This window comes from Paractinoplanes hotanensis, from assembly GCF_023717965.1.
In the GTDB taxonomy this organism is placed as follows: domain Bacteria; phylum Actinomycetota; class Actinomycetes; order Mycobacteriales; family Micromonosporaceae; genus Actinoplanes; species Actinoplanes polyasparticus.
Genome location: NZ_JAMQOL010000047.1, coordinates 157,536 through 182,083, shown reverse-complemented (window position 1 = coordinate 182,083; position 24,548 = coordinate 157,536). Strand labels below are relative to the sequence as shown.

The 24,548-nt window shown below is 65.3% G+C and carries 22 protein-coding genes; 5 read left to right on the top strand and 17 right to left on the bottom strand.

Annotated elements, in window-relative coordinates; translation table 11 throughout:
- Nucleotides 1–74: 74 nt before the first annotated feature.
- From LXN57_RS32700 to LXN57_RS32690, 3 genes are all read right to left on the bottom strand, one after another.
- Complete coding sequence (locus tag LXN57_RS32700) at nucleotides 75–1,877, bottom strand: DNA cytosine methyltransferase (protein ID WP_251802053.1); 1,803 nt, start codon at nucleotides 1,875–1,877, stop codon at nucleotides 75–77.
- Nucleotides 1,878–2,203: 326 nt separating this feature from the next.
- Nucleotides 2,204–2,548: a tyrosine-type recombinase/integrase gene (locus LXN57_RS32695; protein WP_307853939.1), complete on the bottom strand. Its 345-nt coding sequence runs from the start codon at nucleotides 2,546–2,548 to the stop codon at nucleotides 2,204–2,206.
- Between the two features lie 8 nt (nucleotides 2,549–2,556).
- Nucleotides 2,557–4,053 (bottom strand): restriction endonuclease, encoded by a 1,497-nt coding sequence (locus LXN57_RS32690; RefSeq protein WP_213008819.1) that lies wholly within the window; start codon nucleotides 4,051–4,053, stop codon nucleotides 2,557–2,559.
- Nucleotides 4,054–4,415: 362 nt separating this feature from the next.
- Here LXN57_RS32690 and LXN57_RS32685 point away from each other — a divergent pair, with 362 nt between their 5' ends.
- Nucleotides 4,416–5,624: a tyrosine-type recombinase/integrase gene (locus tag LXN57_RS32685; protein ID WP_251802052.1), complete on the top strand. Its 1,209-nt coding sequence runs from the start codon at nucleotides 4,416–4,418 to the stop codon at nucleotides 5,622–5,624.
- 590 nt (nucleotides 5,625–6,214) lie between these two features.
- On the opposite strand, the gene LXN57_RS32680 is transcribed toward LXN57_RS32685, so the two are convergent.
- From LXN57_RS32680 to LXN57_RS32670, 3 genes are all read right to left on the bottom strand, one after another.
- Nucleotides 6,215–8,281 carry a hypothetical protein gene (locus LXN57_RS32680; protein WP_251802051.1) on the bottom strand — a complete coding sequence of 689 codons (2,067 nt, stop codon included), beginning with the start codon at nucleotides 8,279–8,281 and terminating at the stop codon, nucleotides 6,215–6,217.
- Between the two features lie 70 nt (nucleotides 8,282–8,351).
- Complete coding sequence (locus LXN57_RS32675; protein WP_251802050.1) at nucleotides 8,352–10,562, bottom strand: hypothetical protein; 2,211 nt, start codon at nucleotides 10,560–10,562, stop codon at nucleotides 8,352–8,354.
- Nucleotides 10,559–11,320, bottom strand: a complete 762-nt coding sequence (locus LXN57_RS32670) for a hypothetical protein (RefSeq protein ID WP_251802049.1) — start codon at nucleotides 11,318–11,320, stop codon at nucleotides 10,559–10,561. Before LXN57_RS32670 ends, LXN57_RS32675 begins: the two co-directional genes overlap by 4 nt.
- A gap of 309 nt (nucleotides 11,321–11,629) precedes the next feature.
- Between LXN57_RS32670 and LXN57_RS32665 the strand changes: the two genes are divergently transcribed.
- Nucleotides 11,630–12,031, top strand: coding sequence for a hypothetical protein (locus tag LXN57_RS32665; protein WP_251802048.1), 402 nt, complete (start codon nucleotides 11,630–11,632; stop codon nucleotides 12,029–12,031).
- A complete protein-coding gene (locus LXN57_RS32660) occupies nucleotides 12,028–12,369 on the top strand; it encodes a hypothetical protein (RefSeq protein WP_251802047.1) in 342 nt (113 codons plus the stop codon). The genes LXN57_RS32665 and LXN57_RS32660 overlap by 4 nt, the downstream gene beginning before the upstream one ends.
- A 1,016-nt stretch (nucleotides 12,370–13,385) precedes the next feature.
- On the opposite strand, the gene LXN57_RS32655 is transcribed toward LXN57_RS32660, so the two are convergent.
- From LXN57_RS32655 to LXN57_RS32630, 6 genes are all read right to left on the bottom strand, one after another.
- Nucleotides 13,386–13,982 (bottom strand): cation-translocating P-type ATPase C-terminal domain-containing protein, encoded by a 597-nt coding sequence (locus LXN57_RS32655; RefSeq protein WP_285904698.1) that lies wholly within the window; start codon nucleotides 13,980–13,982, stop codon nucleotides 13,386–13,388.
- A gap of 108 nt (nucleotides 13,983–14,090) precedes the next feature.
- Nucleotides 14,091–14,837 carry an SDR family oxidoreductase gene (locus LXN57_RS32650; protein WP_251802045.1) on the bottom strand — a complete coding sequence of 249 codons (747 nt, stop codon included), beginning with the start codon at nucleotides 14,835–14,837 and terminating at the stop codon, nucleotides 14,091–14,093.
- A gap of 417 nt (nucleotides 14,838–15,254) precedes the next feature.
- The gene (locus tag LXN57_RS32645) at nucleotides 15,255–16,061 is read right to left on the bottom strand and encodes a carotenoid biosynthesis protein (protein ID WP_251802044.1); all 807 of its coding nucleotides are present in this window, start codon (nucleotides 16,059–16,061) and stop codon (nucleotides 15,255–15,257) included.
- Between the two features lie 56 nt (nucleotides 16,062–16,117).
- The gene (locus LXN57_RS32640) at nucleotides 16,118–16,543 is read right to left on the bottom strand and encodes a hypothetical protein (RefSeq protein ID WP_251802043.1); all 426 of its coding nucleotides are present in this window, start codon (nucleotides 16,541–16,543) and stop codon (nucleotides 16,118–16,120) included.
- 643 nt (nucleotides 16,544–17,186) lie between these two features.
- Nucleotides 17,187–17,654 (bottom strand): carboxymuconolactone decarboxylase family protein, encoded by a 468-nt coding sequence (locus tag LXN57_RS32635; RefSeq protein WP_251802042.1) that lies wholly within the window; start codon nucleotides 17,652–17,654, stop codon nucleotides 17,187–17,189.
- A gap of 41 nt (nucleotides 17,655–17,695) precedes the next feature.
- Complete coding sequence (locus LXN57_RS32630) at nucleotides 17,696–18,445, bottom strand: SDR family oxidoreductase (RefSeq protein WP_251802041.1); 750 nt, start codon at nucleotides 18,443–18,445, stop codon at nucleotides 17,696–17,698.
- Nucleotides 18,446–18,524: 79 nt separating this feature from the next.
- Between LXN57_RS32630 and LXN57_RS32625 the strand changes: the two genes are divergently transcribed.
- Both LXN57_RS32625 and LXN57_RS32620 read left to right on the top strand, forming a co-directional pair.
- The gene (locus tag LXN57_RS32625; RefSeq protein ID WP_251802040.1) at nucleotides 18,525–18,998 is read left to right on the top strand and encodes an RrF2 family transcriptional regulator; all 474 of its coding nucleotides are present in this window, start codon (nucleotides 18,525–18,527) and stop codon (nucleotides 18,996–18,998) included.
- A gap of 1,079 nt (nucleotides 18,999–20,077) precedes the next feature.
- Nucleotides 20,078–21,427 (top strand): NAD(P)/FAD-dependent oxidoreductase, encoded by a 1,350-nt coding sequence (locus LXN57_RS32620; protein WP_251802039.1) that lies wholly within the window; start codon nucleotides 20,078–20,080, stop codon nucleotides 21,425–21,427.
- Here the strand turns inward: LXN57_RS32620 and LXN57_RS32615 are convergent.
- The 5 genes from LXN57_RS32615 to LXN57_RS32600 all read right to left on the bottom strand — a co-directional run bounded on the left by LXN57_RS32615 (nucleotide 21,418) and on the right by LXN57_RS32600 (nucleotide 24,492).
- Nucleotides 21,418–22,614 carry a cation:proton antiporter gene (locus LXN57_RS32615; protein ID WP_251802038.1) on the bottom strand — a complete coding sequence of 399 codons (1,197 nt, stop codon included), beginning with the start codon at nucleotides 22,612–22,614 and terminating at the stop codon, nucleotides 21,418–21,420. The two genes, LXN57_RS32620 and LXN57_RS32615, sit on opposite strands and share 10 nt — an antisense overlap.
- A gap of 298 nt (nucleotides 22,615–22,912) precedes the next feature.
- On the bottom strand, nucleotides 22,913–23,329 hold the full coding sequence (locus LXN57_RS32610; protein ID WP_251802037.1) for a hypothetical protein: 417 nt from the start codon (nucleotides 23,327–23,329) through the stop codon (nucleotides 22,913–22,915).
- 78 nt (nucleotides 23,330–23,407) lie between these two features.
- On the bottom strand, nucleotides 23,408–23,713 hold the full coding sequence (locus LXN57_RS48225) for an MmyB family transcriptional regulator (RefSeq protein ID WP_308206670.1): 306 nt from the start codon (nucleotides 23,711–23,713) through the stop codon (nucleotides 23,408–23,410).
- A gap of 7 nt (nucleotides 23,714–23,720) precedes the next feature.
- Entirely contained in the window at nucleotides 23,721–24,113 is a 393-nt protein-coding gene (locus LXN57_RS48220; RefSeq protein ID WP_308206669.1) for a helix-turn-helix domain-containing protein, read from the bottom strand.
- A gap of 112 nt (nucleotides 24,114–24,225) precedes the next feature.
- A complete protein-coding gene (locus tag LXN57_RS32600; protein ID WP_251802036.1) occupies nucleotides 24,226–24,492 on the bottom strand; it encodes a Rossmann-fold NAD(P)-binding domain-containing protein in 267 nt (88 codons plus the stop codon).
- Nucleotides 24,493–24,548 lie beyond the last annotated feature (56 nt).

The window sequence follows — 24,548 nt, the reverse complement described above, 5'->3', positions numbered from 1 at the left end:
AACCAACCGATAAACTCAACCCAACCAGGTGGGGACTTTCACCGAGCAGACCTGGGGATTTCCACGGAGCCTCATCATCCTCGCGTGGGCGGGGCGCCGATGAAGACGTCGGCGTGGCCTAGCCCGCGGGATTCGACGTTCTGGATATCGCCCCGGTAGGTCAGAGATTCACCGAAGTTGGCGGCGTAGGTCGTTGCGGCGGCGAGGTCGATGTCGACTGCGAAGATCGGACGGTATCCCTCTTGAACGAATCCGAGGGTCACTCCGCCGGAGCCGGCGAATACGTCGACTACGGTCGGCTCTCTGAGATCAGTAGGCGCCGGATCGACCGGAGTTTCATCCGTCACTGGCGGCCGATGCTGCGCCGACCTCGCCGGAAGATCGCGCGCCGTAACGGTCTTGCTGAGTGTGTCCAGATCGAAGGTCAGCTGTTGCTGAACTAGGCGGCGAGGCGGGCCACACAAGCTCGGCCCGCCCGCGAGCGCGTCGGCATCCCTATTTTCGATCACGTTCCTCGTGGTTGTTTCGCTCGGCGCGGTGAGTGCAATCCGGCCCACGGCGATCGGTGTTTCCATGCCGTTGCCGTAGTGGGCCGCGATCAGCAGCGTGCCTTCGTGCCCTGTGCACAGCTCGTGCGCTGCCGGCCGAAGGCCCAGGTCTGCTAGGTGAGAGAACCTGCCAGACAGAAGGTCGGTGCGCCCGAGGGTGACGTTGTCTCCTGAGGTGATGACCGTGCCGTCACCGATGCTGACCAGCCCGGTCGCATTCGCCTGTGCGGCGCGATGCCGCCGCAGTTGAGCGGTCGCGACGGTGGTGATCAGCAGTTCCGGGCCGATCGTCAACAGATCGTCGTGGTCAATCCACGCGGACGTGGTAGCTGCATCGCTGGGATACGCCAAGCTGTGGCGCTCTTCGTCGCCGAGCTTGTCACCCAATCGGGCGATCGATGCGCCCGACCGGCCGTCAGTGCCGCCGCTGGCGAAAGCCCACACAGTGCCGTCCGGGTGGGGCGCGAGACGCGTGGTTCCGAACAGCCCTCCGCCGATCACGGTCACTTGATTGTTCGCAAGCCGTCCGACGCCGTGACGGCGCGTAAACAGAACCGCTCCGTCGGCTCGCACCACGGGATTGCCGTGACATTCGGCTACGGAAACGGCCCACCGGGACCTCCGCGACTGGATGTCGACAGCAAGAATGCCCTGGTCTGTAGTGACTAGGACATGGCCCTGCGGATCGATGCCGACACCAAGGCGCAGCGACGTCGGAAGCGTGAACAGCACCTCGCCGGTCACCACCGCATTTGTGTCGGTGACCAGGCCGTCCGGCATCATGTCCGGCGTGCCGAAGGCCACGCTCGGTGGATCCTCGGAGGAACCGATCAGGGTTAGCAGCGGGACGTACGGCTCACCGTAGAACGACGCCCGATCGTGCAGCTGGGTGAAGAGTTCCTTCGGCGGCACGAGCCCGCTGAGCATTGCCTCGAAGTGGGTGGCGTCCATGAGTAGGACCTGGAGCTGTTCACCGTCAGCGATTTCCGCGAGCGCGTCCGGGCTATATCCGCCCATGGATAGGAAGACTCCCGGAGTTCCGGCGAAACGTTGACGAAGCCGTCTCTGCAGCTTAGCGATGTATCCAGTGTCTGCTGAACGGTTCTCCCATTTCGCTTCAAGGACGTAACGAACTTCTCCGATACGGAAGACGACGTCCGCCTCGCCTTTGGCAAAGACCGAGGATTCCGCTCGATGTCCCCAGCAGCGCAGCATGTCTGCGATGAGGTCGTTGAACGCCTGGCCTCGCGACTGCGGCGTATGGCCGTCCAGCCGGCGAAGCTGCCCGTACTCCGCAATGAGGGCCTGAAGTCGCGGTCCGTTGTGCACTGTGCCATCTTGCCGTCAGTAGAAGGATGCGTCGACGCCGCGTCGCCGGGATCAACCGCCGCATGATGGTGTCAACCGCCTGTACAGCCGTGCTCCTGCGCGACGATGCTCGAAGATCGCCGGTCCGCTCCACAACTGACCGCGGAGGCCCTGATTGCCGGAGGCACCAGGCTTCGGCGCGGCCGGCCTCCTCGCCGCCCAGTAGAGTGAGGTCTCCGCCACCGCTGCGCGGATAACGGTCTCGCCCGGCGGATCCTCACCCGAGGATGTGAATGTTCCGTCGGGCCGATGACGTCGATGCCGCGGCCAATACGTAGCAGGACGCGTCAGGTGAGCTTTCTGCGACGTGGTCCGAGTGTGTCCAGTACGTCGGTGACGTCCGGCGCGAGCTGCGGTTTGGCGATGTAGTAGACCTTGGTCACCTCCTCGCTGGCGTGTCCGAGCTGGAGCGATGCTTCTTTGGTTTTGACGGCGCTGTCCAGCACCGTGGCTACTGTTTTACGGAAGATGTGCGGCGTGACCCAATCCAGTCCGACCCTGGTGCGGACCTCGCGCCACTGCCGGCCGACATTGTCGGGCGAGAGCCAGGTGTCGTTGCGGCTCTTGAAGACCGCGTCGATGCTGTGCTGACCATGGACCGGATGCTCACGGTCGTGGAAGCGCCGCCACAATACGTTGACTAAGAACTCTGGCGATCCCTCGTGTCGTCGGATGGGGCGGGCCCGGCGAGGCTGCGTCGTGTCTGGGGCGAGACGAATGGACCCATGCCGGCGACGCTGATCACGATTGGATGTGGACTGGGATCGTTGCCTCGGATGTCAGCGAGCAAGTACGCGTCGCGGTCGTCGCGGATGGCCATGCCGTGGACCCTGTTGACGGTCAAGTGGGCGAGTTGGGCGCTGCGCCCACTGGTCGTGCTGGTCTGATAAAGGCTGCCGCGCACGCCTTGGTCGTAGGCGGCGGTGATAATGGACTTGGCGTCCCTGGTGATCAGCGGCCGCGGGCCGGATTGCGGTGATTCGACCCAGGCGGAGCGGTCGACATGGTTTGACACGTCGAGATCGACCACGGCGGAGTGGCCGTCGGCCGCCAGGAAGAACCGCCGGCGTTCCAGCCAGGTGGCGTTCCATACGTTGGCTGAAAAGTCGATCTGATGGCGGTCCTCGGCACCAAGCCCGGCGCCGAGCCCGGTCAAGCTGACCAGGTTGTCGTACATCGTGCCGGTGTTGTCGAAAACCCATGCCGGGCCGTCCGGGCCGGACAACAGGCTGCTGTTGCCGGTGAAACCACCACCGATTACTTCCAGCTTTTCGGCCTGCCAGCGGACGACGGCGTTGTTGCACACCGTCAGTAGTGCGCCATCGGGTTCAACGATCGCTGTTCCCCGGCAGCCAGGCAGCGGCAAGGCCCATTGGGTGGTGCCGTGCCGGATATCAACCGCAACGATCCCGTCGCCGGTGGTGACGAGCAGGGTATGCCTGTCGGGGTGGATGCTCAGAGCCTCCGGCTCGGGCCATCCCGGACCGCCGATCAGGATCGCTCTGGCGCTCACTCCGCCGGCCATTTCCCGGATCAGCTGGTCCTGCACGGTTTCGTCAGGCGGGATGGTGAAGGCCGGAGGGGGACCGGGACGGCGTTGCAGGACCAGATCGGTCAGTGGGACATGGACCCCACCGTGCCGGGCGACGTTGGTGATCACTTCCTCGATGAGGTCTTCGGGTGGGAGGAGACCGGACAGGATGGCCTCGAAATGGGAGCGATCCAGCATGATGACGTCGGGCTGTTGACCGATCTGTGCTGTCTTGGCGGCGTGCCGGGTGTAGCCGGACATCGAAAGAACGATGCCGCGGGTTCCCCGTAGCCGTTGCCGAACCCGACCGGCCAGTTTGACGATTGCGTCGCTCGATTGAGGCTTGGCCAGCCATTTCGCCTCGAGTAGATACCGGGTCGGCCCGATGCGGAAAGTTACGTCGATCTCGTCGACGCCATCCAGTCCACGTACCCCTACCTCGACGTCGTCAACGCCCCAGTGCCGCAGCAGATCGGCGACCAGCGTGTTGAACTGCTGGCCACGGCGATGCTCAGCGCCGCGCGCAGCGTTCGCCAGTTGGCCGTAGCGGGCTATGAGCGCGTGGAGGCCCAAGGTCCACTCTCGGCTGGCCGAGTACCTGACCATTCAGCTCGCCACCCTCCGCCTGCTTCTGCAACTTCCGTGGGGCAGCATGCCACGTTAATCGGCATCCGCTATGTAACGGGCCGGGACCTCTGCAACCCGGGTCGGGACGATTACTCGGGTATGGGTTTCTCCGGGCATGAGGATCGCTACTGGCTGGATCAGGCGGCCTTCCATCGCGCTGAACGGCTCGTGGCGGCGTCTTGCAAAGGTGCTCCGCGCTCCGAATTAGTGCTACGGCACTTGATGAAGCGACAAGACCGACGGTCACACGCAGGGGTGACGTAGGGGGTGGTCGCAGTGTGGTCGCCGTCTGATCGGGCACGCAGAGAACGACAGACACCAACCTGAACTGGGAGGCCGTCATGAGGCCGAATCCGCATCGGGGCCGGGTCTACCGTCGCTGCGCCTGCCGAGGCGCCGACGGCAAGCAGCTCGGCGCCCGCTGCCCGAAGCTCACCAACGCCCGTCACGGCACTTGGACCTACGCCGTTGATCTCCCCACCCTCGACCGCCGCAAGACCATGCGCCGCGGCGGCTTCACGACCAAGACCGAAGCCTCCGCCGCACTGACCAACGTGCTGCAGTGCGAGCGGGCCGGCGTCAGCATCGACGACACCGAGACGGTCGCCGACTACCTGCACCGCTGGTTCGAGGCGAAGGCGCCGACCCGTAAACCGAATACGGTCAACCGCTACCGCGCCTACCTGGACAACGATCTCATCCCGGCGTTCGGCGCCATCCGCCTCGAGAGCCTCAACCACCAGCACGTCGCCCAGTTCATCCGTAGCGAGCTCGACGCCGGGCGAGGCCTGGTAACCCTGCGTCGATGCATCACCACCCTGTCGACCGCGCTCAACGACGCCCGCCGGGCACACCGGCTCGAGCACAACGCCGCCCGCTACGCGCAGATCCCCCGCCGGTCCCGCAAGGAGCTCACCTGCTGGAGCACCGCCGAGGCCAGCGCCTTCCTGCGCCACTGCCACACCGCTGAGGAACCTCTGGCTGACCTGTACGAGCTGATGATCGGCACCGGCATGCGCAAAGGCGAGGTCCTCGGCCTGCACTGGGCCGACGTCGACTTCGACGCCCGGCGGCTGTTCGTCCGCTGGACGCTGGTCGCCGTCGACAACAGCCGCACCATGTTCAACGCCCCGAAGACCAAAGGCAGCCAGGCCTGGATCGCCCTGTCTGGCCGGGCTGTCGACGCGCTCAAGCGGCAACGCCGCCGCCAGAGGGCACGGCAGGTTGCCGCCAGCCGTTACGACGACCTCGACCTGGTGTTCCCCCGCACCGACGGCCAGCCGATGCGTCCGCAGTACCTGCTCAACCACTTTCGCCGGACGATCGCCGACGCTGGCCTGCCCGACCTGCGAGTCCACGACCTGCGGCACGTCGCCGCGACCGTCATGCTCACCAACGGCGTCCCGATGGCCGTGGTGTCCAAGACCCTGCGGCACAAGAACGTGGCCACCACCATCGACCTCTACGGCCATCTGACCCCGGACGCCGCCGAAGACGGCGTTGCCACCGCCGCCGCGGCCCTCGACCGAGCCGACGCCCAGGCCGCCTGACCTGCAACGTGTAAGAACAGTGCCGGGATGCGACCACCAGGCGACCACATCGCCCCGGAATGATCTCAGGGGATATGCCTGATTCGGCATATCCCCTGGTCAAAGCTGGTCGGGCTGACAGGATTTGAACCTGCGACCCCTTGACCCCCAGACAATTCGGTTAAGCACTGTCGGCCTATGTCTAAATGTACACAAGAACGGACAGGACGGCACCGCCGTGCCGCCCGATTTCACCCAATCCAGCAGAAGTTGATCATCGCTGTGACCAAGCGTGTGACCACGGCCAATCAAGTGCGGTAGCTGCCATTCGGTTCGTAAGCATTCCGCTATCAGCTGAGCCGGTTCGCCTGCAGAAGGTGTGAAGAAACATTCGAGGTCGCCACCCAAGACGTTTGCACGTCTTTGAATTTGCCGCAGGTGGCCACTTGACACCCCATGAGAGGGTCGCTCTTCCTGCCGCATCGAACTGGTTCGCGTGGCGGAACCATGTTGGCCACTAGATACTATCGGCTGGACGAGCTAACTCTCAATGCCCACGAAGGTCATCGCCGGCTCGGCCGAGAACTCTCGATCCCTCACTTGATCGTTGATCACGTCGCGTTTCGATATTCAGATGCGGTTAGGCCTGTAGCAGCCCGCCCCCTCGCCGCCTGTGGTGTCGATTGGTAGGAGGGAGACGGCAGATTTGCTTGTACCTTGACTACCATGACCGTCTCGGGATGTCCTTCTGCTTCGACGGGCGGCACTGTCACCACACGCACTGCGTCTTTCAGTTGCGTCCGCCGAGTTTCCTTCGTTAGGTCGAGGACTACCAAGAATGCGACGCCGGGATCTGCCCAATCGTACTCAGCGGCTTGAAAGGCATACAGTTCGGCTAAGTGGTCCATGGATGCGTCGTCAAGCTCGCGCTTGCACTCGATTACCAAAGAGATGACGCCGAAGTGACAGATTAGGTCGATTCGCCCGTTGGCAATGTGTGATACCTCTTTCTCGGGGACAAGGGGAAGGTTCATCGCTAGAAAACCATGGAGGTCGTCCGCGAACTCGCTTTCCTTGGGTGCGTCCGATCTGCTAGTGAACTCCCGCTGGAAAGATGCTGCGAGATTACTTCCTCTAGTCACACTTCCGCGCCAACGCGCGTATCGGAGAAGCGCCAGGGCGACTTGCTCGACGCGCATTGCGGGTTCATCAGACAGCGCGCTCGCAGCCAGTAAGTCTTGTTTGACTTGCGCGAATTTTTTCTGGAAGTCAATGTTTACATCGACTGCGCTTGCTCTCACTTTTGCAGCGGCCAATGTGTTGAGTCTTGCGGTAACGCTGGGAAACTCTGATAGTGCAGGGGCTATCTCGTGGACGTCCGTGACCGCTATACCGAGGAGGTCGGTCAGCGCCGAGATGTCGGCGCTAACGACTTTTGGGTGCTCTGGTACACCTCCGGCACGAACACGGACGCGTAGCTCTTCGATCGATTCGATGTCCTGCTGGTTGTTGAAGCTTCGCTCAACCGTTGTGAGCCACTGGTCGAGTAGTTCGGTCCCATGTGGGTTGTGGGTTACCGCGGTAACGAGCCGGGGTTGCAGTAGGGCGGACAGCGCTGGAGATTCGGTTACGCCTAGATGCTCGGTTCCGATGACGCTGGCCGACTGGACCAGGGTCAAGGTTCGATGCGCGCGGTAGATGGCTGCCATGTCGGTGATGAGTTCAGAGGCGTGAAGCCAGCCGCGGTCAAGGTCTTGCATGCGGGCGAGGGCGTCAACCAGATTGAGCCATTGCAGTGCCGTGTCAGCGCGAGGCTGACGCCAATGCGGTATTTCCGATAGCATGCCGAGGCGGTACTCGTACACCAACGCCTTCAGCGAGGTTAGGTTCACGAGCGTGGGAACTGCGCCTCCAACGAAGGCGATGAGGGCGTCGATCGCCGTACTGAAGATCTTGGCGTCGACACGATCTTCGTACTGTGCGCAAAGCGCGAAGTGGCTCCGGGCCTCAGTGAGCGTTGTTATACATCGCTGCGGTTCGGCGTCCTCGAGGCCGCTGTGCAGTTGGAGCATGGCTAGTTCGAATGCCACGTTGTCGTCGAGCGAGGTATGGGGAAGTAGCGCGGTCAGCGCGGCCGACATTTCGGTGCGATGTTCGCTCCAGTGCTCGCCGGCGGCACCGAGGCAGCGGACAAGGCGTTGCAGGAAGGTGGCGTCAAGGGCGTCGGGTTCGGCATCTGCGGCCGTTGCGGCGTGCTCGTCGAGCATGCCCAGCAATGGAATCGGGCGTGTCCATGCGCCCAGGGTCAGCCTGAGCCAGGCTTCGAGTGCGATCCCGGCTGCTGCATCTTCGCCGCGGGCCCTGCGTTTGAGGGGAGCTTCGAGCTTTGGGGCGAGATCGGGGACAATGGCCTCGTTCATGAGGACTTGGTCGAGAAGGTCGTCGAGTTCGAAGGGCTGAGCAGCCTCCACAGCTCTCACTATGAGGTCGGCCAGCGCCGCCCGGTCGCGGATGTGTTCCCAATCCGCGATGACCAGAGACATGACGTAGGAAAATTCGTCTGTGGCGGGTAGGTCGTCGGCGGCTGCGAGGATTGCAGCGGGTCCTCCGACGGAGGCGAGGGTGGGTTCGTCGTCTGTCGCGAGTGCTTCACGCAGGCGTTCGAGTGCTTGTCCCATGTCGCCTCCTCTCACCGTGTCGTTGTCGCTTACGGTGTTGGGCTTGAGTCTGCTCGACTGTGGCCGCTGTTCACCAGAGCGGTTGCCCCTTCTGAGCCAGTAGTACGCGCTCTTGTCCCAGTCCTTCGACGAGGCGTTCTCCGTAGGCGCTTGTCAGCACGACTTGGAGGTACGGGACCTCTCGAGTGAGTTTTACCAGCTCGGCGAGCATGCTGATCATGTCTTTGGGGTTGAGTTCCTCCCTACCTAGCGAGTCGATCACGATGAGGCCGGGGTGACGGGCGACGCCGGCTTCTTCACCGACGCGCATGAGGGCAACGATCAGGGCGATCTTGAGGCGGAGTTTTTCACCGGGTTCGAGACCACCGAAGTTTGCTTTTTCGCCTCCCTTGACGACTGGCATGTGCCCATTGCCAACGAGGGTGACGGACTCCAAGTTGCGGACGCCGAGGGTCTTGCCAAGGATGGCCACCTGGTTGCTGACCATGCGGAGCAGGTCTTCCTGATCGCCTCTGAGGTGCTCTTTGGCCTCATTTTCGGCGGCCTTGACGATCTTCTGCTGACGCTGGACCTCCTCGATGTCTCGCTCGAGGCCGCTGGTAGACCGGGTGTTCTGGCGTTCTTCGATCCGCGCGGCGGTTACGGCACGTGTTGTCCATAGCTGCTGCCAGCGGGCGAGGTTTTTCTCCGGGCCTGTTGTGGCTGCCTGCTGCGCTGCTTGCCAACCCTGGTATGCCGTATCGCGAGCCTCTCGCGCGCCGTCACGCTGGCGGTCGACGATTGCCAGCTGGCCTTCGAGTTGGCGCATTTGGAGTTGAGCTGCGGTGAGATCGTCGAGGCTGTCGATGTCCAGGTCCGTGCCGTCGGACAGAAGCTGGTCGAGGTCAGTGACCTTGAGTGGCTGCTGCGGCTCGGTGTTCGGGTCTTCGCCTACCTCGTCGAGTGGGCTGTCGCATAGTGAGCACTGGCCGACTCGTTCTCGAGCCCATCTGTCTTCGCTGACGTCGGTGTCGCAGCGGGGGCAGCAACTGGGTTTGAGGGAGTGCCAGAATCTGCGTGTCAGTTTTGCCTCGTGGAGTGCTTCCACGTCGGCTTCGGCGCTCTCGAGAAGGCGGCTGACCTCGCCATAGTTGAGGGAGGCTTGCCGGTATACGGCTTCGGCGGCCGCGGCCTTTCGGCCGGCTTGCGCTGCAGCCTCGATCCTTCGTTCGAGGTCGGTGAAGTCCCCGGGCGGGGGTTGGGTCTTCAGCTCTTCGTCGATGGTACGGAGCTGAGCTTGCAGCTGGGCAAGATCTTCACTCTGAGTGCCTTTTGCGTCCTGCAGGCGACGTTGCAGGATGCCGAGCTGGCTGCTCAGTTGGCCTTTGCGTGCTGCGATGGCTGCGACGGTGATTGCCCAGGGGCTGCCGAGGTACATCTGCAGGAGCCGGACGACGGCATGCTGTTCTTCACCTAGGACTACGGGGACGCTCGGCTCGGTGATGCTCAGAGCCGAGCTCCAGGTCTGCCATCCGAGTTCGCCGAGCGTGCCGTCTCCGTCGTGGGCCTGCTGCGCGCTTGGGCGGTTCTGCCAGCTGGGTACGCGCGGGAAGCCGAGGCGTTCGAGCATGAGGTCGTCCATGACGCGTTCGAAGTCGTCGGAGGAGTCGAATTCGGCGACTGCGACGGCGTGCTGTTCGTGGAGGTATCCGTGTACGGCAGCGATCACCGTGTTCGTCGCGTTGTGTGCGTCAGGGTTGGGCTCGTCGCGTAGCGCCTCGATCGGCTCGTCCAGGCGTTGGCGTAGGCCGGAGAAGTCGATGGGCTGCCGGAGCCGCATGACGGCTCCGGTGGGTTCTCCTTCGTTGACCGCGAACGCGACGACGAGACGTTCGTCTTCGATGCTGAACTGGAGGACGACTACGCGCATCCATTTTCGTACGTCGTTCTGCAGTTGGGATCGGCCCCGCAGCGCCCAGCGGAGGGTACGAATGACGGTGGATTTGCCGGCGTCGTTCTCGTTGTGCGTGCCGAAGGCGGTGACGTTGTGAGTGAACGGGATGTCGAAGATGTAGGGCGTTCGAGGTTGGCCCTTGGGGGTTTTGACGCCTGCGAACAGCAGGGCGTCGAGGTGGAGGTGCCGTTGGGGTCCCCAGCCGGCGGGTGGGCGGATCTGCTGGCGGGCGAGTTCGATACGTGCTTCGTCAGGCGTGCACCGGGCCCGTTTGGCGACGGCACCGATCCAGTGGTCCGCTCCATCGAGGATCTCGACGGTTGGAGTGAGGGGGATTTGGTCGGTCACGGCTGGTCCTCGACGACAGAGCGGTGGGGCGGCAGTTCGAGCGGGTAGTTGAATTGCTCTGCGATCTTCAAGGCTCGACCTCGGACACGTGCGGTGACCTCCGGGATGATGGCTCCCCAGGGTGTCTTCTCGTATTCTGGTTGCTCGTACTGACGTCTGCGGGCCAGGCTCCCCTGCCGTGCTTCGGGGATGAGGGCCACAGCATCGGCCTGCTGGTCGTACCAGGAGAGGATCGGGACAGCGGCGCGCATTTTGGCTGCAGCGTCCTGTCCTTTATCCAGCAGGTAGTAGTCGCGTCGCGCCTTGGTCGCATCGCTGAGGCGAACGTGGCGAATGAGCCGATTCGAGGTCATCAAGGCCAGGGCGTTGTCGGGCCGCTCGTAGGCGCCGTAGAGGTATCTGGCCATCGGGTATCGATGGAGGGCGGGTGCCTTGCCGCCGATCATGGTTGCGACCGAGTTCAGCAGGTTGGGGGGCTGGCGTTCCTGTTCGATCTCGGTCAGAAGTTCGTCGGCGAGGTAGTCAGGGTTCCTAATCCAAAAGTCGATCTTGATCAGGAGGCTCAATGACTGCACTACTTTGACTGCGCCTTCAACCGTGCACCCTCGAGGTACGTCTTCACCTAGCTTGTCCAGGGCGATCAGCAGGCGCGAAGCGGTCTGTGAACTGGCACCACCGCCAACGCGGCTCCGACTTGCCGTGATCACGACACCCCTTACGCTCAAGTGCACCCGAGACAACATCCTGTAGCGAATCACGCGCCCACGGTGACGATTATCGAGGGTTGGCGCGCGTCTGGCTAGATCCCCCACTGGCCCGGTCGTCCACAATCGAGTCAATTATCGGCGTGTCGCGGCTCACCAGTTCGGATCATCAGTGGCCGTTGCGCGCCGTCCCGGCAGGCAAGCGGCTACTTCGAACGGACAGGTTTCGGTGAGTTCCTCGCGCGCGGCGCGCAACAGCTTCTCCCGCGCTGCGGTACCGCGAGGTGACTTGGTGTCGTCACAGCACGAAATACGGGTCGTCTGTCACGTCCGGCCCAGCTACGGCGTCCTGAGTGTATGAGCATGTCGATCAAGCGGTTCTCGGCCGCGTTCCTGGCTTCCGTAGCCGCCGTCGTCGGGATCTGGGCCGGCTTCTTCCCGCTGTCGTTCCACGAGTTCTTCCCTTTCCCCGGCTGGGGCTGGGTATCCCGGCTCGGCCCTTACAACGAGCACCTGGTCCGCGACTACGGGCTGTCCAACCTTGCGCTACTGATTTTCACCGTCTGGGTATTCCGAAAACCCACCACGGAATCCCTCAAAGTCCTCGGCGGTGGATGGCTGGTCTACTCCAGCTTCCATTTCCTCTGGCACATGTTCCACCTGGCGGCCTTCCCGATCTGGAGCCGGATTGGTGCGGTGTTCTCGTTGGCCCTCATCCTCGTCTTCTCAATTCTGCCGATGATCCCGGAAAGGAAGAAGGCATGAACGACTTCGCCTTCACCGTCACGATCCCCGAAAACCGCGTCGCCGATTTCCGTCAACTGCTGGCAGAGGTCGCGAAGGACACCTCCGGGCTCGCCGAACGCGCCCGCACCCTCGGATACCACCATGAGCGGATGATGCTCCAGCCCCGCCCAGACGGTGGCGCGCAGCTCATCGTCTACCTCGAACTCGACGAGGGGGTCGAACCGGCCGGCCTGCTGCACGGCCTGATGACGTACGAGTCGGCCTTCACCCGCTGGTGGAACCCGCGCTACATGTCATTCCTCGGCGGTCCACCAACCTTATCCGAGACGGTCTTCGCCTGGAACAGCGACCGGTGACAGCCCCGTATCACCTGGCCCGTCGGGTCACCTAATGAGGCTCGTCACTGTTTCGACATAGGGGACGCATTCATCGTTCCCAGCGTGACGGCACCACGCTCGACCCGTTCTTGCTCGACCTGAGCCAGTTCGCCGCCATGGACCGGCTGCTGTCCATGGCGAGGACGCAAGCCACGTCAAGGCGAGCCCGCCCCGCCCGGGATCGGGAGGTGTACGACCCGACCCGATCATCCTGCAGCAGGTAGCGCGGCTGTACAGCGCTGTGCACCAGCTCACGGCCGCAGTCCTACGCGTACACGGTCACCGATCGGGTCCTGCCGGACGCCCCGTCGTACCGGATCGGGACACCCGCGGTCTGCGGCTTGCCCATTCAACGGGCTGCGGCTCGGCGACAACGAGGCGAAGGTGATGTTCTCGCTGGCCACCGACTCAGCGGTCGGGATCGGCCAGACGACCGGCCCAAACCGCGACACCTTCCCGTACGTCATTGCCGTCTGACACACACAATCGCCGCCGCGGACAGGTGCGGGCCGTGTAGCCGGAGCGTCCGGCGGATCTCCAAGAACAGATTGTCGTACGAACGCCGGTCCATGACGTCCTCGCGGCGAGCAGAACGAACGGCATTTTGTTCGATGCGCGATCCGCCGTCATGCTCAGCGATGTCCGGTACGTCACTTCAATTCGGCCTCGACGGGCCGGGCCACCCAGGAGTTCATAGGTAGCCGGCCTGCAGAGTCTCGGCGAAGTGCAAGCCGTCGAGCAGTCCCACCGCGGACCGGATCGCTCCCCGCCCGTAGGCGTCACCGGATAGTCACAGGCCGGGGTGGACGGGCCGCGCTCGATCGTCGCGGGGTCACTGGTGATGGCGAGCCCGCGTAGTGGACGCCGGAGCCGCGTAGCCCGGCCACCCCGCCGTCCGGAGTCGGTGAACGCGGCCTCCCCACCGTCGGCGGCCATGTCACTGGGAGCCAGACGGGCAGCAACGAAGTGAGCGGCGCGTCCTCTTCGGGCCGTGCTCATCTAACCGCCTCAACGTTTGGCACGGGCCAGCGGTCACCCGGTGCGGGCACGTCTTGGCTCCGGCCTCCGACTCCACGAGACACCAGCTTCACCAGCTCCCCCAGGGCCAGCACAACCGAGCCGGTCAGTGCGCACACCGCCCACTGCATCGCAGTTAGGTCGGTGGTGGCGAGCAGGCCATGGACCGGATTCCACTGGACCAGGACCACCAGGAGTAGCACCACCGCGGTTGTGGCGATCAGCACCCACCGGTTGGCGAACATCTCCCGATGGAACGCACCACGGGTGTCGTGCCGGACGTTGAACAGGTTGAACGTCTGGAAGAACACGAACGTCACGAACCCCATCGTCGCGGCGGCTGGCGCCGGGGTCCAGGTCAGCACAGCCAGGGTGCCGGCCGCCATCACTGCGCTGGACAGCAGGATCCGTGCCAGCCGAGACCCGTTCATGATCCGTTCCCGAGGGCTGCGCGGCGGGCGCTGCATCGCGTACTCGCCGACCGGGTCGAGACCCAACGACATCGTCGGCGGGCCGTCCATGACCAGGTTGACGAAGAGGATCTGCAAAGCGGTGAACGGGGCACCACCGGCCAGTCCGGTCAGCGAGGCGACCAGGAAGATCAGGACGAAGCCGAGCGAGGTGGAGACCTGGAAGCGTTGGTGGCCCTAGCCCGCGGCGACCGGCGACTACAGGCACCCGCGTCACGATTGCGGCGCGAACGACTGTTGCTCCAGCCAGCCGGTAAACGTCAGGGTGCCGCGCGGGCCGGTCTCTGTGGGCAGCAGACCACCGTTGCTCATACCGCCGGGGAAGTACAGCGGCAGGACCGGACGCCTTCTGGCGCCGCCCGCGGCCATCAGTTGTCTGGCCATACCCGCCAGTGTCTCGACCCTGGGGCCGGCCAGTTCAGGGGCCATGGACTGAGGAGCCTCGAGCGCGATCTCAGCGAGCGCATCAGCCACCTCGCGGACGGCAATGGGCTGGATGCGTCCTGACGGCACGACAGCGAGCGGGCCGGGCACGCTACTCAGAAGCTGGCCGGCGAACTCGTGGAACTGCGTCGCGCGAAGGATCGTCCACGGCACCGCCGCGCCCCGCACGATCTCCTCCTGGCGTACCTTGCCCGAATAGTAGGGGTTCTTGACTCGGTCGACGCCGACGACGGACAAGGTCACCAAGTGCCGTACTCCCGCTTGCTGCGCCGCTCCGACAAGATTTCGGCCGGCGCGCTCGAAGAAGTCGACGGAGACCGAGCGGCTCATGGTCGTGACGTTACTGACATCGATGACCGCGTCGGCGCCGGCCAGTGCTTCCTCCAGGCCGTTCCCGCCAAGAAGGTCCACCCCTCGGCTGCGGGAGAGCACCACTGCGGTCTGTCCACGGGCCTCCAGCGCCTGCACCACGAGGCGACCGGCCAGTCCGGTACCGCCGGCAACCGCGATCTTCATAGCTACTCCCGTTCTCTTTGCACCGTCGAGCATTGGGACGACCTGCGGCTCAGGAACGTGACAAAAGACAGCGGTGATCCGGGCCACACCACTGAGTCAACACTGTGCTGGTACTTGTCACGTCTAACGTTCCCCGCGACGCAGTCCCCGATCGAAAGGAGGTCTCCCTGCCTGTCTTGCTCATCCACGGTGTTCCCGACACTCACCGGTGTGTGGAACCAGGTACGCAGCACCAGAACCGCAACGACGTCTTGGCCTGGACCTAATGATTCAGCGTTGCTCGTGCCAGCGGTCTCGGCAGCACCAGGTTTGGGTAGCCGTCAGATCGTGGGCCCGGGCCGGCTGTTCATCTTGCATCGCGCAGTCGGCTCACACGTCCACCGGGTCTACCGCCGGCTCAGTGTCAATGGGGCGAGGTCAGCTTTCCGCCGCGCTCCCCGGGGACGACTCTCGGACCGGTCGGGGGCCTCCGGCGACATCCGATCTGCCGGATCGCAGGCTAAGCAGCGCTAGAGGCAGCACGATGAACAAGTTGATGGTCATCATGGTCTCGGCCAGTGCTTGGTGGCTCCAGACAGCACCGGACGGGTCGGTGATCGTAATGTCGTCGGCGGTCACGAAGTAGGAGATGGCATTGGCGGCGAGGGCGGCGTAAACGATGGGCGCCGCCGCGGCGGTCGCCTCGGTTCGCACCGATGGGCGGCGGACTAGGCAGAGTGCGAAGACCTGGAAGAATAGCCAGGTGACGAACCACCAGCCGAGGTAGTTGGTGTACGGCACCCCGAAGACGCCGCCGCCACGTTCCCACACCCAGATCCCGTTGACCGTCGACGCGATTGAGTCACTGCCCAGATCGAACGCCGTCATTAGGGCCGCGGCCAGCGCCGGCACCGCGACGACGTCCCCCGCACGGCGTCCGCTACCGGCCAGCAACAGACCGGCCAGGCGCCAGCAAAGATAGCCGAGCCCGAAGTACACCGGGCCGATGTAGATCGGCACATGGATCAACTGGGGGCCGCCGGTGTAGTGGTAGTGACCGAACGGGAAGCCGGTCTCCACACTGAGGTTCTCGAAGAAATTGCTGATCAGCAGCGTCTCGACGGCGAAGAACAACATCAGCTTCCAGCCGTAGCGACGGATGCCGTCGATCAGCGCGATCGGCACTGCCAGCAGCAGCACTGGCAGGATCGCCGCCCGTCCGGTGGTGACCAGCGGCAGGACCACGGCCAGCAGCGCGGCCGCGCCTACCAGAATCCACGTGATGAGGTTCCAGAAATTTCTCATTTCGCCGTCCGCTGCGCCTGGTATACGCGCCCAGCCAGGTAGAGCAGTGCGACCGCGAGGACGACCTCTGCGCCGAGCCCGGTGCCTACGCCAAGGGCCTCGGGCAGCGAAAAGTGCTCGAAGTGCCGGACATGGAACAGGAAATGCAGGGCGGCGTAGATCAGATAGCCGATCAGTGCAGAGATCATTACCTTGTTGTCCAGCGCCCAGGCCGCGAACCACAGGATGCCTGCCAGCGCGAGCCCGAGTCCGCCGATGTCGGTGATCAGATGCTCGTTGTACGGCGGATCGAGGTTCACGGTCGGGAAGTCGTCGTAGAAGGATCGGGGAAAGATGTATTGCCAGGCCGAGGCGAACGTCTGCAGTGCTGCCAGGGCGATGAGCCCACCCCGCAGCCATTTCCGAGCGGATTCGATGTTCATGCTCGAAGGACGCACTGCGGGGCGTAGTCGTGACAGCGGTGATGCGTGCCATACGGCGATGGGGAGCCGAAGCATGCCAATTCCGTGATCGAGGATGGACGCATAATAGGCGGGGTCGTGCGAATCCGGCACCAACGCGGTGAGCATTGATAGTGCGGTCGAAGCGGAACCGACACCGCTGTAGCTCGGCAGGTCAGGCTCCCCACCGCAACGCCGCAATGGGCGGGCCGGTGACATCTGATGATCGGTCCGGAGTGCCAACGGCTGAGCGCGGTGGGGAGCATCATGGCGCCGCTGCTCCCTCTGGCCACGCTCCCACCGTCGTGCCGGACACCATCAAGTGACGAGTGGTCCGGGACGAAGAAGGGGACCGGCGTTGCCCTGACGACGTCGCCGGACTGGTGATTGGAGGTCACCGCCTTGGTCGGCCCACCCGGCCTGCAGCTGTTCTGTGCGGTTGACCTGGCGACATTGCCGGCTCTCGAGCTGCTGCTGGATAGCGCCGGTGACGTCACCTCCGGCCTGTGCGATCGGAGTTCGGCGTCTTCAACGCTCAACGCTCATGATCGCCACCGCGATCTACGAGACAGCACCTGGTCCAATGCGGGCCCTTTGCGGGTCCGCAAGGCCGTGACCTGCGGCTCTAGTCGCGCTGCTGCGCGGGCATGTGCAACGGGACCCCGAACCGGTTGAAGGCGTTCATCAGGGCGACCTGCACGACCAGCGCGCCGAGTTCCTCGTCGGTCATGATGTCGCGGACGCCCGCCCAGACGGGCTCGCTGACGCCGTGTTCGGTGAGCTTGGTCGCGGCCTCGGCGTACTCGAGTGCCGCTTGCTCGGCCGGGGTGAACAGCGTCGACTCACGCCATGCGCTGAGTTGGAGGATGCGGTTGAGTTTCTCCCCCGCGTCCAGGGCGTCGTGGCTGTGCAGGTCGATGCAGTGCACGCAGTGGTTGAGCTGCGAGACGCGGAGCTTGATCAGTTCGCGGAGGGTCGGGTCGAGTGGTGAGTCGAGGATGGCCTGGTCGGCGGCGTACAGCGCTCTCGCGGCCTTGGGGGCGGCGGTCCGCAGGTCGAGCCGGGGCCGGGTGGTGTGCACGGGTGTGGACATGACTGCTCCTGAGGTCGTTGACGGAAGGGAAGAGCGGGGACTCACGAGGTCTGCGAAGCGGACCAGTCATCGAAGGCCGTTCGGCCGATGCGTGCCTCGCCGAGCGGCACCAGTGAGTCGCGCACGATCGGCACGCCGAAGTAGCCGGCTGTCGCGTCGGTTCGGACGGGCCGGACGTCGCCCTGCGCGGCTAGGACCGGGCGAATGAAGCGTGCGAAGGATTCGCGTTCCGGGCCGGCGATCTCGACCACCCCGTCTCGCGGGGTGGAGGTGACGACCTCGATCAGGGCGGCGGCGACGTCTGCGGCGGCGATTGGCTGCAGGTCGGCGTCCGGCAGCACGATCTCGTCGTCACGGACCATGCCGGCCCCCATTGCTGGCAGGTTCTCGAAGAACTGCGTGGACCGGACCGTGGTGAAGGCGAGGCCCGAGCCGGCGACGAGTCGTTCCTGGGCGGCCTTGGCGTTCAGGTAGCCGGGGTGGGAGAGCCGGTCGACCCCGACGATCGAGAGCAGCACGTGATGCTGCACTCCGGCATCGCGTCCGGCATCGAGCAGGGTCCGGGTGGAGGTGGTGAAGAAGTTCATCACTGTCTCCGGGTCGAAGACCACCCGGTTGGTCACATCGATGACGACGTCTGCGGCCTGGAGCGCGTCCTTCACTCCTCGGCCCGTGATGGTGTCGAAGCCGGTCTCCGGCGCGGCGGGCACGGCATCGTGGCCCCGCGCACGCAGTAGGGCGACGGCTTTCGAGCCGATAAGGCCGGTTCCTCCGGCGACAACGATGCGCATGACTCCACCTCTAATTGCGGACAATTTTTATCCGTAATCATTGCGGACAACTTTCATCCGAGTCAAGTAGGCTGTGACCATGAAGATGACCGGCGGGGTGGAGTGGGGGCTGCACTGCTGCGTCGTGCTCAGTTCGGCCACCGAGCCAGTTGCGGCGGCCAAGCTCGCGGAGCTGCATGACGTGTCGGCCACCTACCTGGCCAAACAGCTCCAACTGCTGTCCCGGGCCGGCCTCGTGCGATCGACGCCGGGGCAGTTGGGCGGCTACCTGCTGACGCGGCCTGCGACCGAGATCACGGTGCTCGACGTCGTCGAGGCGATCGACGGGCCACAGCCGGCGTTCCGGTGCACCGAGGTGCGTCAGCGCGGGCCGATGGCGGTTCCCCCGGAACGGTGTGACACCCCATGCCCGATCGCCGCGGTCATGGATACCGCCGACCGGGCCTGGCGCGAGTCCCTGCGCGTAGTCACCATCGGCGCGCTCGCGGCCACCGTCACCGCCACTACGCCGGGCGAGCTGCTCGATCGAGCCCGGGTTTGGCTGTCCGCCTGAGTCGGCGCGAATGCCGGTCCGGCGTACCAGAGTTCTCTGCCGTTCTCATCCGTTCGATCCGGAAATGAACTACGGTGCTCATCTCGACCCGTGGAAGGGCCTGCAGAGCGCTGAGCGTGGCCGCCGGGTTGTCCTCGGGCAGGAAATGTCCACCGTCAAGCGCCTCACCGATCACGTTGTCAGCCCACGCCCGCAAAACCTCCAGCGGGTCGTACCAGACGCCGATAGCGCCCGGCTACCTCAGCCCGGACGAGTACGAGACCGCCTGGCACACCCAGACCGAGCCAGACAACCTCACCCCTTCCCCGACCGGGAGCAGGTAACCCCCCGCTCCGTCGAAGCGGGGGACCAGCGTAGATGCACAGCCTGCTGCGGGCATACGCGTCGACGGTGACCTCCGCGCGCACTCGATCAGCACTGGATCCACACTGACGCTCGATAGCCTCGGGCCATGGCTGTGAGACCCATGACTGTCAAAGTGAATCGTGGTCGCGGACGTCACCGGGCGGATCGGGCGACTGGCACCAGACGATCCCGTCGCTCTCGATCGGCACGGACGTGTTCTCCGGTGCTGGGCTTGACGCGGCGCTGGAGGGTGCGGACGTCGTGGTGGACGCGACGAACTCACCGCGTTCGGAACAAGTCGCGGCCACCCGGTCCTTCCTGACCGGGACGGGCCGGTGCTGCATCACTCTCATGGAGCTCCGCACCGCCGACGGCGCCCTGCATCTGCCCCGCGGCAGTTGCAGGCGCTTACGCTGCCCGATCTGGCCGAGGTAGCCGGTTGACCGCCCTGAACGCTGGCTGCGAGGTCGCCGGGATCGACGAGACCGCGACGGCGGTCGCCCCACACGCGGACGGCGGGCTCCGCGTGCGCACGGACCTTCCGTGCGCCCGTTCTTCGGCTCGGAAGTCGGGCATCGACCGCTGTTACCAGGCCCTTCAGCCCAGCTCACCACCACCGGCCTGGCCGGTTGGCTCTGCTCGATGTGACGGGCGGCGCAAGGCGGAGCTGTACGAACCGGAGCGCTACTCGGTCAATGTAGTTGCGATCGCCGACAGCCCCAGGAGCGTGTGAAATGCCAGAGAATCACCGGCACCAAGTCGTCATCGTCGGTGCTGGATTCGGAGGCCTGAACGCCGCCCGGGCGCTTCGCCGGGCACCCGTGGACGTCACGGTGATCAACGCCACCAACCATCACATCTTCGAGCCGCTGCTCTACCAGGTCGCGGCCGGTGTGCTGGCGCCTGGCGAGGTCGCGATCCCGGTACGTGAAGCTCTCAGGAAGCAGCGCAACGCCAAGGTCCTTCTCGGATGGGCCACCGACGTCGATCCTCGGTCCCGAACCGTGACCGCGGCCGGCCCCGACGGGACCCGCTACGAGGTGCCCTATGACACGCTGATCGTCGCAGCCGGTGCCACCCAGTCGTACTTCGGGCATGACGAGTACGGCCAGTGGGCCCCGAGCCTGAAGACCATGGACGACGCCCTCGAAGTACGCGCACGGATCTTCGGCGCCTTCGAGCAGGCGGAGCTCGCTGACGATCCGCAGGACGTCCAGCGCTGGCTGACGTTCGCGATCGTCGGCGCCGGCCCGACCGGTGTGGAGATGGCCGGGCAGATCGCCGAGATCGCCCACCGTTCGCTGCCCGGCCGGTTCCGCCGCATCGACCCACGGCGGGCGCGCGTGATCCTGATCGACGCCGTCGACCGGGTCCTGCCGACATTTGATCCGGGCTTGTCGGAGCGGGTCCTCACCAAGCTGCGCAAGATCGGTGTCGAGGTGCGGCTCGGCGACAAAGTCGTCGACCTGGACGAGACCGGCGTCAAGGTGGAGTCTGCGCAGTCAACCGAGCGGATCGAGGCGATGACCAAGATCTGGGCGGCGGGCGTGGCCGGCACGACTCTCGCGCGGCGCCTGGCCGAGGCGGTCGGCGCCGAGACCGACCGCGCCGGGCGCATCCTGGTCGGGGAGGACCTGACCGTCCCCGGTCACCCCGAGATATTCGTGCTGGGTGAGGCGATGAGCCTGGACAACCTGCCGGGCGTCGCGCAGGTCGCCATGCAAGGCGGCACCTACGCCGGGCGGACGGTCGCACGCCGGCTCACTGCCAAGTCCACCGCGAAGCCGTTCTCCTACTTCGACAAAGGCAACATGGCGGCGGTGTCGCGCTTCTATGCGATCGCCGACATCGGTCCGGTCCGCATCGGCGGGGTGCTCGGCTGGCTGATGTGGCTGGCAGTGCACCTCTACTATCTGCCGCTGATGCGTAACCGGGCCACCGTGCTGCTGCGGTGGGCGGTCAGCTTCGTGGGCCGGGGCCGCTCGGAAGCGGTCATCAGCTCCCAGCAGATCCTCGCCCGTCAGGCCCTGCGCCATGCCCCCGGCGAGCATGAGCTCGCCGCCCCCGTACCCGCTCAGCCCTGACCCGGCGGTTGCGATGCCCGCGCTTCCCGCAGCAGGGCGAAGGCGACCGTCGGGAAGATCGCGACGGAGAGGATCCCGGTGGTGATGAGCGCGGCGGCCGACACCGGGGAGAGCAGGCCGACCGCCACGCCGACCTGGCTGGCGGCAACGATGAACGGTAACGACGTCGCCTGCAGGAAGCCCGCCGCGATCGAGCGCCGCATCCCGATCGACCGGACGAACAGCAGGGCCGGCACGCCACGGACCGCCAGCAGGGCGAGGAGCAGAACGGGTACGCGCAACAGCGCCGAGGAGTCGGCGAGCAACCCGGGCAGATCGAGGTTGAGGCCCGTGGTCACATAGAAGACCGGTATCAGTAGACCGAACCCGAGTGCGTCGAGCTTCGGGCGGAACTGTGGGTGCTCGCCCGTACGCCGGTCGAGCAGGCTGAGCACGACACCGGCCACAAACGCGCCGAGGATGGTCTCGAGCCCGAAGCGGGCGGCGAGCGCGGTCAGCGCCACGAGCAGCACCACCGCCAGACGGATCCGGATCTGCGCGGTGCTGTCCTGCAGCGCGACGAGCACGCGTTGCAGCCGCGGCAGCCGCCCCGCCGTCGCCACGACCACTGTCATCCCGGCGATGACCACGCCATAGGTGAGCAACAGCGCGGTGCGGGAGGCCGTGCTGCCGTGCGTGCCGAACAGGACCGACAGCAGGACGATCGACGTCACGTCGGCGACCGTGCTCGCTACGATCACCGACTGGCCCAGTGGCGTGGACACCTGACCGGCGTCGCGGATGACCGGGACAACCAAGCCGATCGCGGTCGCTGACAGGATGACCACCAGCAGCGCGGGGTCCTCGATCCAGCCGGCCGCGAAGAGGATGAGCGTGACCGGGGTAGCCAGCAGCAGCGTGATCAGGTAACCCAGTCCCGCCGTGCGGACCAGGCTGCTCTTCAGATGTGCCGGATCGACCTCCAGCCCGGCCAGGAAGAGCAGGAACGTGAGTCCGAGCCAGCCGAGTACCGCCACCGGCGCGTCCGCCCGGACCCAGCCGAGCACGGCCGGCCCGAGCAGGACTCCGGCGGTGATCTCGAGCACGACGGAGGGCAGCCGCACCCGGGGCAGCAACCCGAGGGTGAGCGGGACTAGGGCCCCGACCAGACAGACCAGCAGGAGATTCTCGTACGACAACTCGGTCACGTCGGTGTCCTCACGGCGGTGAACAGCTATCAGTCCGTGCGACGAATGCGGCTGCAGCCAAGTTAAGACGGCGTAGTGACTGGCAAGTGCCGAAGAAGTGCGGCACTGACACCGACCACCGCGCTCCTCTCCGACGGCCCGACCTCGTGCCCTTTCAACGTCACGGCGTCGGTGACGTCCACTTCGGATGTGAACTCGTTGCGCACACCACAGAACCGAAGCGATTCGCCTGGAACACGTTGTACGGGACAGAGCCTCTACGGAAGGATCCGCCATTTCCCACCATCTCGACTCCCCTCTAGCCCGGCAGGACCCGCGCCTCAACATCACCGACCAGTACGTCTTCGACGACCGGGACGCCACGGTGCTCATCGTGAACGTGCGTACCTCGCTCGCCGGCGCCGAAAAGCCGCTGGGCTTGCACGACGAGGGCCGCTACGAGTTCGAGGTGCACCTTGACGACTCCGAGACGGAGAATTTGGGCTTCCGACTGGTCTTCGACGCCGAGATCGGCGGTGCGCAGCAGTATCGGGCGTTCCGGCTCGAGGGCGCCGAGGCCGCGGACGACTCCGCATCCGGGGTGCAGATCGCGCAGGGGCGAACCTCCGAAGCCGTCGACGGCGTGGACGGATTCCGGGTCTGGGCTGGCCGCGTGGCGGATCCGTTCTTCCTGGACATGCGCCAGTTGGGCGCCGTCGACCTGCTCGTCCAGCACGGCGAGGACGCGGACGTCAGTGCGCAGCCTGAGCAGGGCCTGACCCCGCTTACCGCGCAAGCCGATCGGTTCGGTCGGTCACCGGCTTTGAGCTCCGACAACCGACAGCAATCGCAGCTTGTCATAGCTGTCGGTGCCCGGCGTCGCGGTGTAGAGCACGAGAGACTGCGACTGGTCCGGGTCGACCAGCATCTGACAGTGCAGCTCTAGCAGCCCGACCTGCGGGTGCAACAGCCGTTTCGGCGCACAGTAAAGCCTTGCGACCGGATGCCCGCGCCACAGCTCGGCGAATTCCGGGCTGCGTGCCAGCAGCGCCTCGGTCAGCTTTTCCGCTTGCGAGCCGGGCCCGCCATCGGTGTATGCCGCGTGCAGGTGCGAAGCCATCGCCGGCTCATCCTGGCGTGATCCCGCACGGGGAAGAGCTGCCGCGCGGCCGGGTCGGTGAACCAACGGTGGTGCTGATTTCGATTCCCGTATGAACACTGTCGTCGCCGAGTAGCGCCACGGCCAGCCGGGTCTGGCGCAGCGTCTCCCCCAGGTGGCTGATCACCTGCGCCGCCGTCCCGTCGAGGCCGTCGAGGATGCGCATCATGGCCGGGTTGACGTGATCGGCTAGCCGGCCACGCTGGGGAACCGCGTAACGGCCCAGGTGGAACAGGTGGTCGCGTTCCTCCAGCGACAGGCGCAGTCCGCGCGCCAGCGCGGCCAGCATCTGCTCCGACGGATGCGGGCCGCGCTTTTGCTCCAAGCGGTTGTCGTAGTCGATCGACATGTCGGACAGCACGGCGACCTCCTCGCGGCGCAGGCCCCCGGTGCGGCGACGCTGCCCGCACGGCAGTCCGACGTCCTCCGGCGGCTGCGCACAAAGTCCGCGAGACGGGCCCTGTCCATGACTGTCACTCTCCTCCGGTCGCGCCCGTCAGAGCGGGATATTCCGTGCGTGCCAGCCGTGCCAAGGCGTCCCACAGCCGGGCAGCCTCCCCCGGGCGCCGCGCGGAGGCATACACCTTCAACTCGGTCGGAGGCCCGATGAACTGGCCGAAACCGTTCGGGCCGTACGGGCACCCGCCGCGAGCTTCGAGGCTCGTTGCCGCGTACAGCACGGGTTGCACGCCCCGATCCACGGTCTGCGCCACGATGCCCCAGCCCGCGAGCCTTTTCATGATCGCGTCGTGCGGCGAGGGCCGGCCGTGGCCCAGGTTCGGCCCGGACGCGTACA